This is a genomic window from Burkholderia sp. RF4-BP95, assembly GCF_001521985.1.
GTDB lineage: Bacteria > Pseudomonadota > Gammaproteobacteria > Burkholderiales > Burkholderiaceae > Burkholderia > Burkholderia diffusa.
The window spans coordinates 281,683-297,970 of sequence record NZ_LOSX01000092.1 but is presented as its reverse complement, the minus strand read 5'-3'; the positions used below and the strand labels follow the sequence as shown (position 1 = coordinate 297,970).

Here is a 16,288-nt window from a genome sequence, read left to right as displayed (position 1 = left end):
GTGCATGTGTCCACGCGGACACTTAGCATCTGACCTTCTGCCTACCATTGGTAGGGCGTCGTTTATTGACGGCTTACAGACCACCGTCTTGGACCATGAGTTAAACGTAGCAAACAAGTACGGGCTTTTCTGGGCCGGAGCCTTGGTTGAAGACGAGGAAGGCAAGGCACTGGCGGACGGCTTCTACATCTATCAACCCGAAAGGTTCTCCGACACCTTCTTTCTTCTCTTCGACAAGCTGAGACAGCTCAATGATTATTGTTTCAACCAGCTTCTATCCACGGAGAAGCGGCTGCGCATGCTTGCCGGCCAAAGAAGTGCAGCCGCTGCTCAGAAACATTGTGGGGCCGAAGAGGTGGATTATCTCGATGATCAGATTCCAATGTGGGAGGACAACGTCGAGGTAGTTGGAAGGGCTACATCAATCGTACTTCTTTGCAGTTTTGTCGAATGGGGCCTTAAACTGGTCACGAGGGAACTCTGTGGTGCTATCCCTCGCAAGCGGGCGCACTCGATGAGCGATTTCGAGTTCATGCTCGATCATCTTGAGCACAATGGCGGACTCCATCTTGATGTTGATGACGAGTCGATTGACGTTGTTAATTCGTTTCGCCGAATACGGAATACGTTCGCTCATGGGGATTGGACGACGTTGAACGAACAGTTGAAGTCGGTCTCTCTGCGTGCTTGCTTCGAGGCTGTCGCACGAATTTTTCAGTGTATTGAAGAATCCGCGTGGCAGAGCCCGTGGGGAAATCTCTCTTCTTGATCTAGGCAGCATGTCGATGTGGCGTCGTCGGGCCCGCCGGCTGGACTCTGCACCTCTGGCAAGTGACAGTCCGCCCTCTTTACCTGTTCACGGGGGCGGCCCACTATGAAGCGCCACGAGTTACATAGGAATAGCAAGCTCCTCCACGTTATCCTGCCCAAAAAGCCGGCTCACCGCCGCGAGCGCAGTGTCGGACAAGGTTTGTGTGGCGAGAATGGCAAGTCGCGTCATGGGCCGCGAAATAGAAACATAGAACAGATTACGTGCCCGATAGAACGCTTTCGTGTTTTTTGCGTTCAGCGCCCCTGTCTCTAGAAGCTCTAATAGTTGTGGCCAGTTGTAGTGATTCCAGCCACCACCAAGCACTACAAGAACGTTCTCAAACTCGGCACCTTTGACGCTATGCTGCGTGGCAAAGGGTGTCTGCTTTTCGACAAACTTGACCACCTCGATTATCTCGTCATAACGAACATTTCGGAGTCTGCTGTAGCGCTGAAGTGCAGTGGCGTCATCAGGTATGGGTTCGCCATTGAGCGCTGCAAGTTCATCATCGCGCCGCAAAAGGCGATCGGGCGGCGACGGGCGCCTTGACTTCTTTAGGTGGTCAAGGATTTGCCCGACCGTCCCTTCAGTACGCAGCTTTTGAAGGGCATCCATATCGCCGCGCCAAGATGCCTTGTCCTCATGCTTCGTAATGGCAGGACCAGAGCCAAGCACCTTAAACATGTCGCCATAGCGAGAGGCATCATAGGCTGCACACATGGGCTCGACTGTTTCAGCAAAGAACTTGATTGCGGGATCTTCCTTCTTTGCGAACAACTCGGTCCGGCCACTGAATATCTCGGCGACGGTAGGGTACCCTTGCTCGGCGGCCAGAACATTGTGGGTGAGCATGAGAACCTTGGTCTTGCCAAGTTCCCAGCCCTCGGTCTGAAGTCGCTCCATCAGACTTTCGCGCGTGCTTCGCGCCAGTTCGGGAGGGAGGTCTTCCTTCGAGTTTCGGTCGTTGGTTCGTTGCCCTTGATAGGCATTGGCGTGAAAAAATCTTGCTTCACCAATCGCCTCTGGATCACGAACGGCCTGTTTCAGTTCTGGTCGAAGTCTGTTGAGTACATCCACGATGACCGGTACTGATCGGAAATTGGAGCCTTTGCCAATTTCTTCAATCGGATACTCGGCGAGTTCGTATTCACTGCGATAGATGGTCTGCCAATGATCCCCAAATAGGCCGACTAGCGGGCCAGTGTTGGGTTTTAAGAAATGCTCGGTAATCGCCTCCATGAACTGGCGATGGGTGTCCTGATACTCATCGATAAAGATGACGGGAAATTGCTGGGTTAGCACACGACGAAACTTTTCGCGCGTCAGAAGCGTCGCCATCATTTCCGGAATGTCGTCATGACCGAGTGTGATTCGATCGGCGTCGACACCGAAGAAGCCGAGGTCATAGTCTATGGGCTTTGAACCTACGCCTCCGCCCTGTTCGATCTTCTCGCGCCTGTCTTCCATTTCCGTGACGAGGTCGCGCAACGCCTTCTGAAATTGGCGTAGGAACGCCCACGAGAAGCCGTGGATGGTGTCGACGAGAATCGCGGGATGATCTTCGATCTCCTGCGCAATCTCGTTTCGGGCAACCTCGGTGTAGGTAATGCAAGCAACTTTTTGTCCTGCTTGAACCAATGCCGGTCCACGCTCTGCAATGATCCGCTTTAAAGCGGCAACGAGGGAGTACGTCTTTCCCGCGCCTGCACCGGCTTCAAGGCGAAAGCTGCGGCCCGCATCAAGGGCTTCATCGATCTTCCTTTGAGCTTCCTTGGCGGCAATGAGTGCCGGGTTTTCGGCAGCTTCGATCATGCTGCCTCCACATTGGCCGGTGATTCCATTTTTTCTAGTGGCGGCGCTGCCCCCGGAGGGGGAGGTTCGGAGAGCCATGCAAGGCCCTCTCGAATGTAGCGCGGTACCGTCCAGTCCTTCTCACGAATAGCAAAGCGCAAAGCTGTATCAGCCTTCGCAAGCCCCTGCGCAATTTCCCATGCCTCGGTCGCCTCATCTTGCTCTTTAGGCCATTCAAATCGATCTGGGTTTGCAAGGACAAGTGCATCTTCGTAGCTGCGGGCACAGACATTGGAGTCGGCTGCCTCCGCAATCTGGTAAGCAATTCTGCGGTAGCCGCTCTGCTTTTCTGCAGGCGTCTTGGTCGCAAGTTCAGCAGGCGTGATTTGCCAGTTGTCCTTATCCCTCTCGTCTTTTGGGCGAAACCACTCTTTGATGGCAGCATTAGACGTTCGTTCGCCTTCCGCGACCGGGCACTTCTCCCACACTTTGATCTTCTTTCCCTGCTTGTTCTCCTTTTCCACTAGCTTGATTGAATCGATGTCGGTGATAACGAGCGTCTTGAGTTCAAGAAAATCGAGCAGGGGATAGAAGAGGTGCGCGTAGGCACCACCCACTTCGACACATGTCACGTACTGTCTGGCTAGCCTATGCTTTTCGCCGAGCGTTTTGTCAACCAGCTCGCACAGGCGCGGCATGAGCAGTCGCTCCGTGGTTCCTTCCACCATGATCGCTTTGTCTGCAAAGTAGAGGTCACACTTGGTTAATGTCATGTACTGGTGAAGGAAGTCCTGGTCCTCTGGGGGGATCGTGGTCATCCCTTTCTTGAAGTCCTTGACCTTAGTGTGCCGAGTGCTCGCCGTCTCCGTTGATTCATTCAGAAAATACCGTACTGCCTCGAACGACGCAGCGTTCGCAACATGCGGCGAATGCGTCGTAATAATGAACTGAACTTTCCACCCAGGCTCGTCGGGATAACTGGCCGACAGCTTGCCAATGGCTGCATTCAATTGATTAATGAATACCTCTTGCATCTGCGGGTGCAAGTGGGCTTCAGGCTCTTCGATAAAGATCAGGTGAGTGACAGGGCGGGTTGCTTTTGCACGATAGCTCTTATGAAAGCTCTCAAGCTGCAACAGCATATAAATCAAATTGCGAGTGCCTAGACCGTTATAGCCTTCCGGCAAGTGAACGCCGTCCGCGCCTGTGTAGACCACTTTAGTATGGTCCGAAAGAAGCGCCTCTACATTCAACGAGGTTTCCGGTCGAAGCTCCGTGTCGTTGAGGCTCGAGAAGCCCAGCACTTCCATGGCCGGTAGCAGCTTCTTCAGCATCTCGTCGAAGTCTTCTTGAACATTTCGTTCAATACCTTCGACGGAAGCCTTCAGCTTGGCGGCTAGCTCCTGATCTGCCGCCGCCGCTGTTGGTGTCGTGGCAGTCTTGAAGAGAGTGCTGAGCAACTTGCCAATAACGTCGGTGTCGCCGTGTCTGGCATGGTCAAGGGTGCGCTGTGCACGGACGAAATTACATTGCACCAAAGCAGCTAGTGCTGCCGTTCCCTCAAAATCGCGCCGGTTGGTGTCGTCCGTCGGGTCGATGGCGCATACGTGGATGCTGTACGCCTTCGGTAGGGTTTCGCGCAATGAGCGGAGAAAATGCGTATTCGGTTTTACACCTTCTGCTGCCGGCGGAATATCGAGCAAGGTGTGGAGTGTCGCCAATGTTGGACCATACTCGACGCGCGCAATCGCTTTAGTGGATGCAACGTCTAGGTCGATAACAAACGGAGCAAGGGGGCCCAAATTCGGTGCCGTGCTGTCGTAGGCGAAGGTGAGCGTCAGCACGATTTTCGGAAGCGCGGCGAGTATTTCCTCTGGGCTGGCCTCCTTTTCTCGCAGCGTCTTCGCATCGAAAAATTTGCTACGCGACGCGGCCGAGAAATCTTCCAGACGGAAGCGGGCACCGGTTTCTCCTGTGAAGCGATCGAATATATCGGTGAGGGAGGTCTTCCCACTGTTGTTCCGTCCCACGATCACAGTGGAATTGGATTCCAGCATGATCTCGACATCCTGAAGCAGTCGAAATCCTTCGACCTTGACCTTTTCAATGCGCATTCCTGCTCCCCGTATTTGTCCTTAATGACTGCGCGGCTCGATGGATGTGTACCTGCACTGATATCTGACGCCCCGCCAATTATAGCTTTCTGTTTATAAACCATGCCTGCTATGCGCGTCTCCCGGCGAAGCCGGGCCGCGCTGTCGTGCTTCGCATCGAGCCTCGCTGCGCGAGTCTTGCCCCGTTCGGGCTTCCATCGCTGACGCCTTCGGCCCGGCTCCCTGATCCGGGCCTGCGCGCTTCGCTTGCGTGGGGTCTGCGCCAACTGCGGCCGGTTGCCTGTCCAGCCGTCTTCCCTGACTTCATCCCCTTGTCCGCGACTGTAGCCCGCGGCCGTGCGCCGTCAAGGCGCGCAGGGCCGTGTCCTCGGCTGCGCCTGCGGGCCGCACCAACCCTGCACTTAATCCCTTGACGGCCCCCGTCCGCGCGCTCCTGACCGCCGCGGGCGATGAACTCAGGAAAGACGGTGGCAACGAGGCCGGCCCAGGTCTCCGCGCCGACCCCACCGGAAAAGCCGAAAGGCGGGCTCCGAATCTAGGAATCCGGTTGCGGTTTTTCGACAGCCAACCTTTGCAGGAGAAGGACCATGCAACTCGCATCCCGCTTCGCTCCCCGTTTGCCGGTGCTGCGTTCCGAACGTCCCTTGTCTGACGACCAAATCCGCGCCGTAGCACCGTCCATTTTCGCGGACGCGCCGCACGAAAGCCGTTCGGAACGGTACAGCTACATCCCCACCGCGACCGTGCTGCAAGAACTGCGCGGTGAAGGTTTTGAGCCTTTCATGGTGTGCCAGACCCGCGTGCGCAACGACGACCGCCGCGAATACACCAAGCACATGGTCCGGCTGCGTCACGCCAGCCAGATCAACGGCCGCGAAGCCAACGAAATCATCCTGCTGAATTCGCACGACGGCACGAGCAGCTATCAGATGCTGGCCGGCATGTTCCGCTTCGTGTGCCAGAACGGCCTCGTTTGCGGCGACACCGTGGCGGACGTGCGCGTACCGCACAAGGGTGACGTGGCGGCGCAGGTCATCGAGGGCGCTTACGAAGTCTTGCACGGTTTCGACCGGGCGCAGGCATCCCGCGATGCGATGCAGGCCATCACGTTGGACGCCGGGGAGTCGGAAGTGTTCGCCCGTGCCGCGCTGGCGTTGAAGTACGACGAGACCACGCCCGCGCCCATCACCGAATCGCAAATCTTGATGCCGCGCCGTCACGACGATGACCGCCGCGACTTGTGGAGTGTGTTCAACCGCACGCAAGAAAACCTCATCAAAGGCGGCCTGTCCGCCCGCGCAGCGAACGGTCGTCGCCAGACCACTCGTCCGGTGCAGGGCATCGACAACGGCATTCGCCTGAATCGCGCCCTGTGGTTGCTGGCCGATGGCCTGCGCCACTTAAAAGGCTGAACCCCACGCGGAGGGGCTTTCAATATCTCGGCCCCTCCATTCCTTCCGCTGTTGTTCCGCTCACGAATGGAGTTATCACCATGAACGCCGTAACTAAAACCGAAACCATCGCCCTCGAAGCTGCCGCGCCGCTGGAAGTGGCCGACCCGACCAAGAACCTGATTCTGGTTCCGCTGTCGCAATTGCTGCCGCGTCGTTCCAAGCGCAACGTCCGCACGACCCCGCGCCAGTCCATCCCCGAACTGGCAGCCAGCATCGCCCGCGTCGGCCTGCTGCAAAACCTCATCGTCATCCTCGCCGCCGATGGTGAGCAGTACGAAGTCGTTGCGGGCGACCGCCGACTGACCGCGTTGAAACTGCTGGCGAAGAAGAAGCGTATTGCCGCAGGCTATGAAGTGCCGTGCCTGCTGGTGGCCGATGCGTCCGCCCGTACCGTGAGCCTCGCCGAGAATGTGCAGCGGGAGAACATGCACCCCGCCGACCAGTTCGCGGCCTTCGCCGCGCTGGTCAAGGAAGGCCGTCCCATCGAGGACATTGCAGCGGACTTCGGTGTGTCCCCGCTGGTGGTGCAGCGCCGCTTGAAGCTGGCGAACGTCTCGCCGCGCCTGCTGACCGACTATCGCGCCGGAGCTGCCACACTGGAACAGTTGATGGCCTTGACCATCACCGACGATCACGCCGCGCAGGAAGCCGCTTTCTACGGTGCGCCGGAATGGCAGCGCGGCCCATCCGCATTGCGCGAGCGCTTGACCGAGCGTGAAATCACCGCCACGCATCCGCTGGTGCGTTTCGTCGGGCTGGACGCATACACAAAGGCAGGCGGAGGCATTCGCCACGACCTGTTCGCGGAAGGCGATGCCGGAACTTACCTGACCGATGCCTTGCTGCTGGAAACGCTGGTGCGCGACAAGCTGGATGCGCAGGCCGAGGCCGTGCGTGCCGAGGGCTGGGCATGGGTCGAAGCCGTAACGCAGTTGAGCCATGCCGACCGGCAGACGTTCCAGAACGCTCAGCGCCAACGCCGCGAGCCGCCCGCCCGCGAAGCCCGCCGCATCGCCTCGCTGGAAAACCGTCTCGAAAAGATCGACGCCGAACTGGAAGACGCCTACGACGCGGAGGACGAGGACAAGACCGCAACGCTGGAAGAACGGCGCGAGCAGGTAGCCGGGGAATTGCAAGCCATCGAAGAAGGTTTGCGCGACTACGCTCCGGATGTGCGCAACGTGGCCGGTGCCATCGTCACGCTCGACACCAACGGCGAGTCCGTGATTCATCGCGGCCTGCTACGCGAGGCCGAGGCGAAGGCGCTGCGGACGCTGGCAAAGCTGCGGCAGGGGTTCAGCGCGGGCGGCGGCGCGAATGACGAGGAAAGCGACCACGCCGACGAAGCCCCCAAGTCCGCGAGCCTGTCCGATAGGCTGGCGCAGCGGTTGAGCGCTCACCGCACGGCGGCGCTGCAAATCGAAGTTGCACGGCATCCGCACATCGCACTGGCCGCGCTGGTGCATGGCATGGTGCGTGCCGTCTTGCAGCACGGATACCACAGCGATGGCTTACCGCTTGGCGTGCGTCTGGCCGTGCAAGACCGGCTGGAAAGTATGGCCCCGGACTTGTCCGAATCGCCTGCCGCCGTGGCACTGCGCGAGTTGCAGCAAGTCGCGGGCGGGGCGTTGCCGGAGGACAGCACCGAACTGTTCGCCGTGCTGCTGGAAAAATCGCAAGACGAACTGGTGCGCCTGCTGGCAGTGTGTGTGGCATCCACGGTGGACGTGGTAACGCTCCGCGCTTCGCAACACCAACCCGGCGCGGAGCTGGCGCAGGCTGTCGGCTTGGACATGGCCGCATGGTGGAAGCCGACCGCCGAAGGCTATTTTCGCCACATCGCCAAGCCTGCGATTCTGGAAGCCGTCAGCCAATACGCCCCGGCGCACGTCACCCGCCTGTCGAAGTTGAAGAAAGGCGACATTGCCAGCGAAGCCGAACGGCTGGTGGGCGGCACCGGCTGGATGCCTGTCGTGTTCCAGAACGACCACGACGCCAAGCCGGAAGGCGCACCGGAGGCGGTGGACGAAACAGATACGCCGGAAGACGTCGCCGACGAAGTGGAAACGCACGCGCTGGCCGCGTGAGGTAAGTCCCATAGCCCCGGTGCAGCGCGCCGGGGCTGCTCCTCAAAATCCGGGCGCGGCGGTGGCCGCGCCCGGTTTCAACGTCTACAGCAAAATCGCCCCGTCGCCGCCTTCGGCCAAGCGGCGACGGGGCGGCCGCGCAAGTGCCTTGCACGCGGCGCGGCGAATCAGCGCCCGCTGGCGCGGACAGGATGCCGATGGCGCCCCGCCACAATGGGCGAGGCTTGTGCGGGGCTACGCCCCGGCTTGCTGCGGCAGGTTGTGCGAAAGCGTGTCGTCTTCGACGCTGGCGGTTCGTCGCCTGGTCGTCACGAAGGACGGTTCACCTACACGCCGCCCGGCCTTGCCTATGGAGCTTCCACGCCACGCCTCACGCATGAGGCTGCAAGATGCGGCAGAGGCGTTCTCGCCTTGTCGTTGGTGGTTGGCCTTGCCCGCGGCAGGGTGCAAGCCGGTGCAGCCGTCATGCGGGGATGCCGAGATCGGCCATGTCTTCTTTCGGGAGCGGGCGGCCCCTGCGTCCTTGGCTTGTCGTGAATCCTGGCGAGGGCACGGCTACGCCTTGGGCTTCATGGCTGCAACCTTCCAGCGAAAACAATTTCCACGCCTTCTCACTGCGTTCGGCGGCTTCCTCGCGCAGCAAATTCTTTTCGCTTCCAGGTGCTCCACGGTGTTGCGCCCGCTGCGCGGTGCCGCCCGCCCAGCCCCCGCCGGCCGGTTCACAACAAGGACGCGATGGGCGCGACCTCGTTCAACCCGAAAGGAGAAACATCATGGCTAACATCGGCACCTTCACCGCAGAGAAAGACGGCTTCACCGGCACGCTCCGCACCCTGATGCTCAACGTCAAGGTCAAGCTGGTTCCCAACGACAAAGGCGACAGCGAGAACGCCCCCGACTTCCGCGTGCAGGCGGCAAGCCACGATATCGGCGCGGCGTGGAAGAAAGTCAGCAAGGCCGAACGGCCTTACGTGTCCGTGACCCTCGACGATCCTTCGTTTCCGGCAACGGTCTATGCCCGCCTGATCGAGAACGAGGACGGCACGCATGACCTGATCTGGTCGCGCAGCAAGCCGCAGCAGCAGGGGGACTGATTTCAGCCATCGCGCCCCGCCCGTTGCGGCGGGAGCGCCTTCCGGCGGGTCGCGGGAAATCAGCCTGCCGCAGGCGGCAGGTCATTCAATCGGACGCGCTCGACGATCATCCGCGCGGCTTCCAGCGGCGTGTATTCATCAAGGTCCACGTAGCCGTCGATCGAGAAAGCGCCGCTCACATCTGCGCGGTCGAAGCGCATGAACATGATCGCGTGATCATTTTTGTTCTTGATGATGTTGCGGATGGCCCGCCATTCCAGGCCACACCACTCTTTGCGCTCGTATTCTGCACAAAGGAAGACGACGACCAAGTCGGAATTGCTGAGATAGATGCGTTGTAACAGCGTATCGAGGTTCGGACGTGCCAGTTGGGCGGTGAAGTCCTTGTCGTAGAAAATCGCATCACGCCCCAGTCTCTTCTTGACTTCCGTCGCCACGGCAGCAACGTATTCGCGCTTTTCTCCTGGGAACGACAATGCAACCCGGAACCGCATTTCTTCGACGCGACCGGTGGGGCGTCCTTCGCCGACGTAGCTTGCGTCAACAAGGCCCACCGAAGCCAGAAGTTCGAAGAGGTCTTCGTCTTTCACGGCCCAGTGTGTGCGGGACATCTCCCACCCTTGGATATCCAGCTTGACCTCCAATGGCTTCAGGCTGGAGAAGTCGAAAGCAGGAACGTTCTCGTCGAATTCATACTCAACGAGAACGCTTCGCCCGCGCTCGCGAATTCTTCGGATATACCCGACACGTACAGGCTCGTCGTCACCCTCGTATGTGAAAAGGGTTGGCAGGGACTTCAACTCTTCCTGGGCCTGGGCATCCAGCTTGGCGAAGCGCGCTTTGACGCTGTCCGCCGTGTATTCGAGGAACCTGGTTCGGTCAAATTCATACGCAGGCAAATCCCACGCGCCCTGGGCCGCCGTGACAAGTAGGTTGTACATGCTAGACCTTGTTTATTGTTGATTTCGGCTGGCAAAACCAACGGTCAGCTTTCGTCGTCGTTAGAGATCTCTTGCAACTCTTGTCGAACCTGCGCCAATAGCTGGTCGACGTTCCGCTTGCTGTCGCCAGCGTAAGCCAAAGTCAGCAGCGTTAGCGGATGCACTTTCATGACCCCGCACAACTCGGCCAACTTGTTGAACGTTGGGCTTTTTAGGTCGCGCTCCAGCAAACTCAAGTAGGTGCGGCTGGATACGTCGGAGAACGCTTCCTGGCTCAAGCCACGGGCTTTCCTGACCGTCCGTATCGCCGTTGCCAATGAGTGCTTTGCTGCCACCGATGGTTTCCCCTAGAAAACCAAGATGACAACCGATTGCGCACTATAGGGCTACAAACTATAGTGCGCATATGATGCTGCGAATTTCCGTATTCGTGCCTTTACGGAAATCCGCATCGACGGATTTCGACAGAATCGGGGAACCGTATCCGTGTCTTTCCTGAACCTCACAATTCCGCCTCTGCGTTCTTGTGCTTGTGCGGATTCGTCGGCTTGCGCATCCGTGCTTGAACAGGAAAACACAGATGCGGCTTGCCACTTGCGTGCTTTGACGGAAGAGCGTTTCCGTGCATCCTCGGCTTTGCAGGGTGCCTGACCATGGCCGCACTGCTGACCACAGCCGACCAACGTGCGCAATTGCTTGCCAACGGCGTGGCACGTGCCGCCGGCCAAGACATCGACCCGCTGCCGGTCGTGCGACTGTTCACGCTCGACGCGCACGCGACCTGGCTGTTGGCTGCGCTCGATCCGGCCGATGGCGATACCGCCTGGGGATTGATTGACCTCGGCATCGGGATGCCGGTACTGGGAACGGTCAAGCTGTCCGACTTGGCCGGCATTGTCGGGCCGCGACAGTGGCCCATCCTGCGCGACCTGTACTTCCACGCCACAAGGCCGTTATCGGAGTACGTCCAACTCGCGCAGCGCGACGGTTCCATCCCCGACTGACCGGGGCGAATTGTGTCTTTCTCGGTCTAATTCCAGACGGCTTCGGTCCGGATCGGCACTCTTGCACGAACCAGATGCGAGCCTGATCGAAAGAGACATGAAGCGCAGCGCGACTTGCGACAGGGTGCCCTGTGCTGTGTGCGGTTTCCCCCTGCGCAGCCGTCGCGGTGGACGTTCCATGTAAAGCTTCGAGGCTGATCGGTCTTGGCACTTCGTACTGCACCTTGAGTTTGCGCTTCGTTGATGGCGTTTTGATTGCAGCAGCTCTCGTGTTGAATGTCCCTTGCGACGTTCCTATTGAACAGGAGGTCGCGTCATGGCTGATCGAAGCACCGATGCCTGGTATCCCGCCGCTGCGTACCTGTACGTGCTGCACTTGGATGGCCCCGCGCTGGCATGGGAGTACCTGCGTCGCCACCCCGACTACCGGCGTGATTGGCTTCGCCGTCATGGGCAACCGCAGAAGGCGCAGGCTTGGGGCCTGCGCCTTCTGGAAGACCCAGCACTCGATGCACGCGAAGCGCATCCGGTCTGGTTCCCCGACCACGACGCCGTGCTCCAGCTCTACCCGGACGCCGACCCGCCGCCTGGTGCGGCATTGTTTGAATTCTGGCGTATGCCCGGCCATAAGCACCTGACCCACGATGGCAAGCGCCTGGTCATGGTGTCGCGCTGGCCAGGCTGCTGCATGCGGCTCGTGTTGGCACCGGGCTTGGCCGATGGTATGGCCTACCTCTATGCCGTTCGCGCGTGCGCCTCACCTTGCACAAGCAACCGCACGGTCACGGCCCAGCTGGACAAGTTGGCGACGGCGGACGGAGCCGCGCGTGCGGCGGCCCGTTCCCGGCCTACGCCGACCGAGCTGCTGGAACTGCATACCTTGCAGGCGCTCGACGCGACCCTCGTGGGCGCGTCCTTGCGCGAAATCGCCGAAGGACTGTTCGGCGCTGAGACCGTCGCCGCCGGCTGGTACGCCGACGGCGGCCTGCGCTCGCGCGTGCGCCGCCTAGTGCGGCGCGGCCAATCGCTGATGCGCGGCGGCTACCGCCGCCTTGCACAGATTGATTGACCTGCACAGGGTCGTTTTGTCTTCGCTGCAAAACGACCCTCTGCGCAACGCATCGCTTTCCCAAGACTGCCTCCATCCGGTCGCGTTGTGTGGCCGGGCGTTCCTGACCGATGGAGGTTCACCCGATGCGTCCCGCTCCCTTGCGGCCTGCTGCCGTTGCCGTCGCTACGACGGCGCAACCCCAACGCTACCTGACCAATGACGAAGCCGCCGAGTACCTGCGGCTGTCGCCGCGCACGCTGGAAAAGCAGCGCGTGATTGGCGGCGGACCAAAGTTCCGCAAGTTTGGCCGCCGCGTCATGTATGCGGTGGCCGACCTCGATGCATGGGCCGACCAGCGCAGCTTCGAGGCTACGTCCGACCCCGAATACGCCGAGCATCACTCGGCCGACAGTCGTGCGCGCTGACGGATGGCTCGCCGGTGGCCATCTCCATGTCCAGCCCATCGCGGGAGCGGGAACAGCTCGACCTGTTCCGCGCCTTGCCTGGCGACATGGCGCCGCGCGACGCTCAGGACCTGATGGCTTATCCCTTCTTCTCGCTGGCGAAGTCGCGGCGCACGGCACCGATCGACTTTCGCAGCGGAAACGTCACGATCCGCGTGGAAGGAACGCGGGAGCACGGCATAGCGACCATATGGGACGCAGACGTGCTGATATGGGCAGCCTCGCAGATCGTGGAGGCGCGCGACGCGGGCCTGCGCCCGTCGCGCCTAATGCACGCCACACCCTACGAGATCCTGCGTTTCATCGGGCGCGGAGTGTCGCTGCGCGACTACCAACGTCTCAAGGCAGCGCTCGATCGGCTGCAATCGACCACGGTGGCGACCTCCATCCGCGAGACGACTGGGCGGCGCCTGCATCGCTTCTCGTGGATCAACGAATGGAAGGAGCTGGCCGACGCCCGCGGCACGCCGTTGGGCATCGAGTTAATCCTGCCGGACTGGTTCTATGCCGGCGTGCTCGACGCCGCCCTGGTGCTGACCATCGACCCGGCGTATTTCCGGCTGACCGGCGGTATCGAGCGGTGGCTGTATCGGCTTGTGCGCAAGCACGGCGGCAAACAGCCCGGTGGCTGGCAATTCGACTTTCGGCATCTACACCGCAAATCTGGCAGCACGGCGAAGCCCTACGACTTCGCCTGCGACCTGCGCGCGTTGGTCGCGCGGCAGTCGCTGCCTGGCTATGTGCTCGGCATCGAGCGGATACCGGGAACCGGCGCGGAACTGCTGACGTTCCGACCCGTGCCGTTCACGGCACGGGGATAACTCTGGGAAATCGTGTGGACGGCCTCGTGCTATCAGGCGTGCCGGGTATCGTGCTATCGGGCGTGTTCCTATCGTGCTATCAGGCGTGCGAATTCGCCAGAAGGCCAATAACGGCGCGGGTTTCGGCGCTCTCTAACTTCCCTAACTTAAAACCTATAACTTTTGATAGAGGCGCGCGGTTTCGGTGGACAACCGCCAAACGGCACGCTCTGGCTGGCTTTCCAACACGGAGGGCCGCGCCATGATCGTCGCATTGCTTAACCAGAAAGGCGGCGTCGGCAAGACCACGCTCGCCACGCACATCGCCGGCGAGCTGGCGATGAGGGGCCAGCACGTCGTTCTGCTCGATGCCGACCCGCAAGGTTCGGCGCTGGACTGGACGCAGCGGCGCGCCCAGCAGGGCTTGCCGCGTTTGTTCAGTGCCGTGGGCCTCGCGCGCGAGACATTGCATCAGGAAGCGCCAGAGCTGGCACGCCGCGCCGATCACGTCGTCATCGACGGGCCGCCGCGCATCGCCGCGCTGGCGCGCTCGGCGCTGCTGGCGGCCGAGCGCGTGCTGATACCGGTGCAGCCCAGCCCCTACGACGTGTGGGCCTCTGCGGAGATGGTGGCGCTGATCCGCGAGGCGCAGGTGTTTCGGCCTGCGCTGCGCGCAGGCTTCGTCGTCAATCGCCGTGTCAGTACCACCGTCATCGGCCGCGAGGCGCGCAACGCGCTCGCAGATCAGCCGCTTCCGGCGCTGCGCTCGGAAGTGCATCAGCGCATTGTGTTCGCCGACAGCGTGGCCGCTGGCCGGCTTGCACGCGAGACGGCGCCCGACAGCGCCGCCGCACGCGAGATCACCGCACTGACCGACGAGCTGCTGCGGTGGCCGACATGAACCAGCGCAGCGGCAAACGCATCGTCATTGGCGCGCGTCCGCCGGCGAACCCGCACGCCGAGGCGTGGGTTCGCCAGGGCGACGCCGACGGCCTCCAGAAAGGCGACCTCTACACCGCGCGCCTGACCCTCGACATCACACCCGCGATGCGAGCGCGCATCAAGGTGTCGGCATTCACGCAAGGCGTGACCGTCGCCGAACTGCTGCGCGCGCTGCTGGAACGCGAGTTCCCGGAGAAGACCATATGAACGCATCCGCTCTGGCGGCCACGGCTGCGCCGCCACCGTCGCTCGCGGTGCTTGCCGGCAGGGCCGGCGACGCGTTGCTGACCCGCGTATCGCTCGCCTACGTTGAACAACGCATCAACCTCTATCTGCGCTTCGGTGAGCCGGCCCGCATTGTCCGGCTCGATCGCTGGCGACGTGTCGCGGTATTCCTGCCGGGCGCGCTGTTCTGCCGCATCCGCTGGCAAGCGAATGACTACGGCACGATTCGCTGGCAGCTCATGGTGATGCAGGCTTGCACACCGCTGGACGCGGCGCAGCGCATCCCCGGCGTGTTGCCCGGCGCGCGCCTGTTGCTGCACGCCGAGGGCGAACCCGCCGTGCGCGCCGTGCTGACGCAGTTCGACGCCATCGAGGCGCTGGGCATCGTGCTCGCCGACGTGTCGCCCGCGTACTGGCACACGCTCGGCAACAGGCTCGCTGCACGCTTGCCACTACCGGCGTACACCGCCGAGCGGCACGCCGCTTGGCTGGCTGGGAGGTCGCTGCCATGAAGACCAATTTGCCATCCAGCACCACGCCGCATCCTCGCTTGCGCCGACGCGCTCGCTTCGTGCTGGTGGGCCTGTCCGCCTGCGGCTTTGCTGCGCTGGCCTGGGCGTCTTTCGTGTCGCCGCTGCCGCGCCTGACCTACAACCCGTCCGACAGCGTAGCGGTCGGCTGGTATCGCATCGAACCATTCGAGCCGCGCACCGCCTCGCTGCGACGTCCGTTGTCCGTGGACAGCATCGTGCTGGTGCCGTTGCCGGACGCCGCCGCTGCGTTGGCAGCGCAACGCGGCTACCTGCCGACGCACATTCCGCTGCTCAAACGTATCGGTGCGGTCGCACCGCAGCAGGTGTGCATCGTCGGTCGCAGCGTGCGCATCGACGGCGTGCCGGTAGCAACCGCTCTGCCTGCCGACCGCATGGGTCGGCCGCTGCCATCCTGGCAGCAGTGCCGTCGTCTCGAACCGGGCGAGCTGTTCCTGTTAAGCGTGACCAATCCGGCGTCGTTCGATAGCCGCTATTTCGGACCGATTGCTGCATCCGCCGTGATCGGTGTTGCTCATCCGGTCTGGCTGGAGACACACCGATGATGGCCGCCGATCCACTGCGCTTCATCGTGTCATCCGGCGTGTCATCCTGCTGGCTGTCGCCGTGTCGTCGCGCGTGTCGTGCGAGCGCATCCGCGCCGCACGTCGCGCAACATCCGGCGACGCTTTCCACCGTGCATGCATCTTGCCTTGAACGCGCCTGGCCGAGGGCAGTGGCTGCGTTCCCCGGCGCGCTGGCTGCGAGCAGCGCCGCGCCGCCGGGCCACCGACGCCCGGAGCGAAAGCGCAGGGCAAAGGCGGAAGGCAAGATAAAAGGTCGCGGCACATGGCCGCTTGAAAACCTTGTCTGCACATGGGGGGAGCGCGGCACGCGCCACGGGGCGGCAGCGTGCCGCGAAGGTGCGCAATGCCGCATCGGTATTGGCGAAGTCGCGTGCTTTGTCCGCTGGACTGCGC

Annotated in this window: 16 protein-coding genes; 12 read left to right on the top strand and 4 right to left on the bottom strand. The window is 61.5% G+C overall.

Annotated features, from left to right (window positions below):
- Positions 1-769: hypothetical protein (locus WS46_RS32730; protein WP_218921329.1), on the top strand; the 769-nt coding region annotated here is incomplete at its 5' end.
- A 120-nt stretch (positions 770-889) separates the two neighbouring features.
- Here WS46_RS32730 and WS46_RS32725 read toward each other — a convergent pair.
- Both WS46_RS32725 and WS46_RS32720 read right to left on the bottom strand, forming a co-directional pair.
- Positions 890-2,623: a UvrD-helicase domain-containing protein gene (locus WS46_RS32725; RefSeq protein ID WP_059693602.1), complete on the bottom strand. Its 1,734-nt coding sequence runs from the start codon at positions 2,621-2,623 to the stop codon at positions 890-892.
- Positions 2,620-4,716, bottom strand: a complete 2,097-nt coding sequence (locus WS46_RS32720) for an ATP-dependent endonuclease (protein ID WP_059693600.1) — start codon at positions 4,714-4,716, stop codon at positions 2,620-2,622. Before WS46_RS32720 ends, WS46_RS32725 begins: the two co-directional genes overlap by 4 nt.
- 587 nt (positions 4,717-5,303) lie before the next feature.
- On the opposite strand from WS46_RS32720, the gene WS46_RS32715 reads away from it, so the two are divergent.
- The 3 genes from WS46_RS32715 to WS46_RS32705 all read left to right on the top strand — a co-directional run bounded on the left by WS46_RS32715 (position 5,304) and on the right by WS46_RS32705 (position 9,351).
- Complete coding sequence (locus tag WS46_RS32715) at positions 5,304-6,128, top strand: DUF932 domain-containing protein (RefSeq protein WP_059693598.1); 825 nt, start codon at positions 5,304-5,306, stop codon at positions 6,126-6,128.
- Between the two features lie 80 nt (positions 6,129-6,208).
- Positions 6,209-8,257, top strand: coding sequence for a ParB/RepB/Spo0J family partition protein (locus WS46_RS32710; RefSeq protein WP_059693596.1), 2,049 nt, complete (start codon positions 6,209-6,211; stop codon positions 8,255-8,257).
- A gap of 773 nt (positions 8,258-9,030) precedes the next feature.
- Positions 9,031-9,351 carry a DUF736 domain-containing protein gene (locus WS46_RS32705; protein ID WP_059693594.1) on the top strand — a complete coding sequence of 107 codons (321 nt, stop codon included), beginning with the start codon at positions 9,031-9,033 and terminating at the stop codon, positions 9,349-9,351.
- Positions 9,352-9,410: 59 nt separating this feature from the next.
- Here WS46_RS32705 and WS46_RS35850 read toward each other — a convergent pair whose 3' ends face one another.
- Both WS46_RS35850 and WS46_RS32695 read right to left on the bottom strand, forming a co-directional pair.
- Positions 9,411-10,292 (bottom strand): TIR domain-containing protein, encoded by an 882-nt coding sequence (locus WS46_RS35850; RefSeq protein WP_063892220.1) that lies wholly within the window; start codon positions 10,290-10,292, stop codon positions 9,411-9,413.
- A 44-nt stretch (positions 10,293-10,336) separates the two neighbouring features.
- Positions 10,337-10,627 carry a helix-turn-helix domain-containing protein gene (locus WS46_RS32695; RefSeq protein ID WP_059693592.1) on the bottom strand — a complete coding sequence of 97 codons (291 nt, stop codon included), beginning with the start codon at positions 10,625-10,627 and terminating at the stop codon, positions 10,337-10,339.
- 318 nt (positions 10,628-10,945) lie between these two features.
- On the opposite strand from WS46_RS32695, the gene WS46_RS32690 reads away from it, so the two are divergent.
- The 8 genes from WS46_RS32690 to WS46_RS32655 all read left to right on the top strand — a co-directional run bounded on the left by WS46_RS32690 (position 10,946) and on the right by WS46_RS32655 (position 15,874).
- Positions 10,946-11,296, top strand: a complete 351-nt coding sequence (locus tag WS46_RS32690) for a DUF2958 domain-containing protein (RefSeq protein ID WP_059693590.1) — start codon at positions 10,946-10,948, stop codon at positions 11,294-11,296.
- Positions 11,297-11,612: 316 nt separating this feature from the next.
- Positions 11,613-12,365, top strand: a complete 753-nt coding sequence (locus WS46_RS32685; RefSeq protein WP_059693584.1) for a DUF2285 domain-containing protein — start codon at positions 11,613-11,615, stop codon at positions 12,363-12,365.
- Positions 12,366-12,490: 125 nt separating this feature from the next.
- On the top strand, positions 12,491-12,772 hold the full coding sequence (locus tag WS46_RS32680; RefSeq protein ID WP_059693577.1) for an AlpA family transcriptional regulator: 282 nt from the start codon (positions 12,491-12,493) through the stop codon (positions 12,770-12,772).
- A 14-nt stretch (positions 12,773-12,786) separates the two neighbouring features.
- Entirely contained in the window at positions 12,787-13,632 is an 846-nt protein-coding gene (locus tag WS46_RS32675) for a replication initiator protein A (RefSeq protein ID WP_059693575.1), read from the top strand.
- A 241-nt stretch (positions 13,633-13,873) separates the two neighbouring features.
- The gene (parA, locus tag WS46_RS32670) at positions 13,874-14,512 is read left to right on the top strand and encodes a ParA family partition ATPase (protein WP_059693573.1); all 639 of its coding nucleotides are present in this window, start codon (positions 13,874-13,876) and stop codon (positions 14,510-14,512) included.
- Positions 14,509-14,760 carry a hypothetical protein gene (locus WS46_RS32665; RefSeq protein WP_005413090.1) on the top strand — a complete coding sequence of 84 codons (252 nt, stop codon included), beginning with the start codon at positions 14,509-14,511 and terminating at the stop codon, positions 14,758-14,760. Before parA ends, WS46_RS32665 begins: the two co-directional genes overlap by 4 nt.
- Entirely contained in the window at positions 14,757-15,290 is a 534-nt protein-coding gene (locus tag WS46_RS32660) for a DUF2840 domain-containing protein (RefSeq protein ID WP_059693571.1), read from the top strand. The genes WS46_RS32665 and WS46_RS32660 overlap by 4 nt, the downstream gene beginning before the upstream one ends.
- Positions 15,287-15,874: a S26 family signal peptidase gene (locus WS46_RS32655; protein ID WP_059693569.1), complete on the top strand. Its 588-nt coding sequence runs from the start codon at positions 15,287-15,289 to the stop codon at positions 15,872-15,874. Before WS46_RS32660 ends, WS46_RS32655 begins: the two co-directional genes overlap by 4 nt.
- The last annotated feature ends 414 nt before the right edge of the window (positions 15,875-16,288 follow it).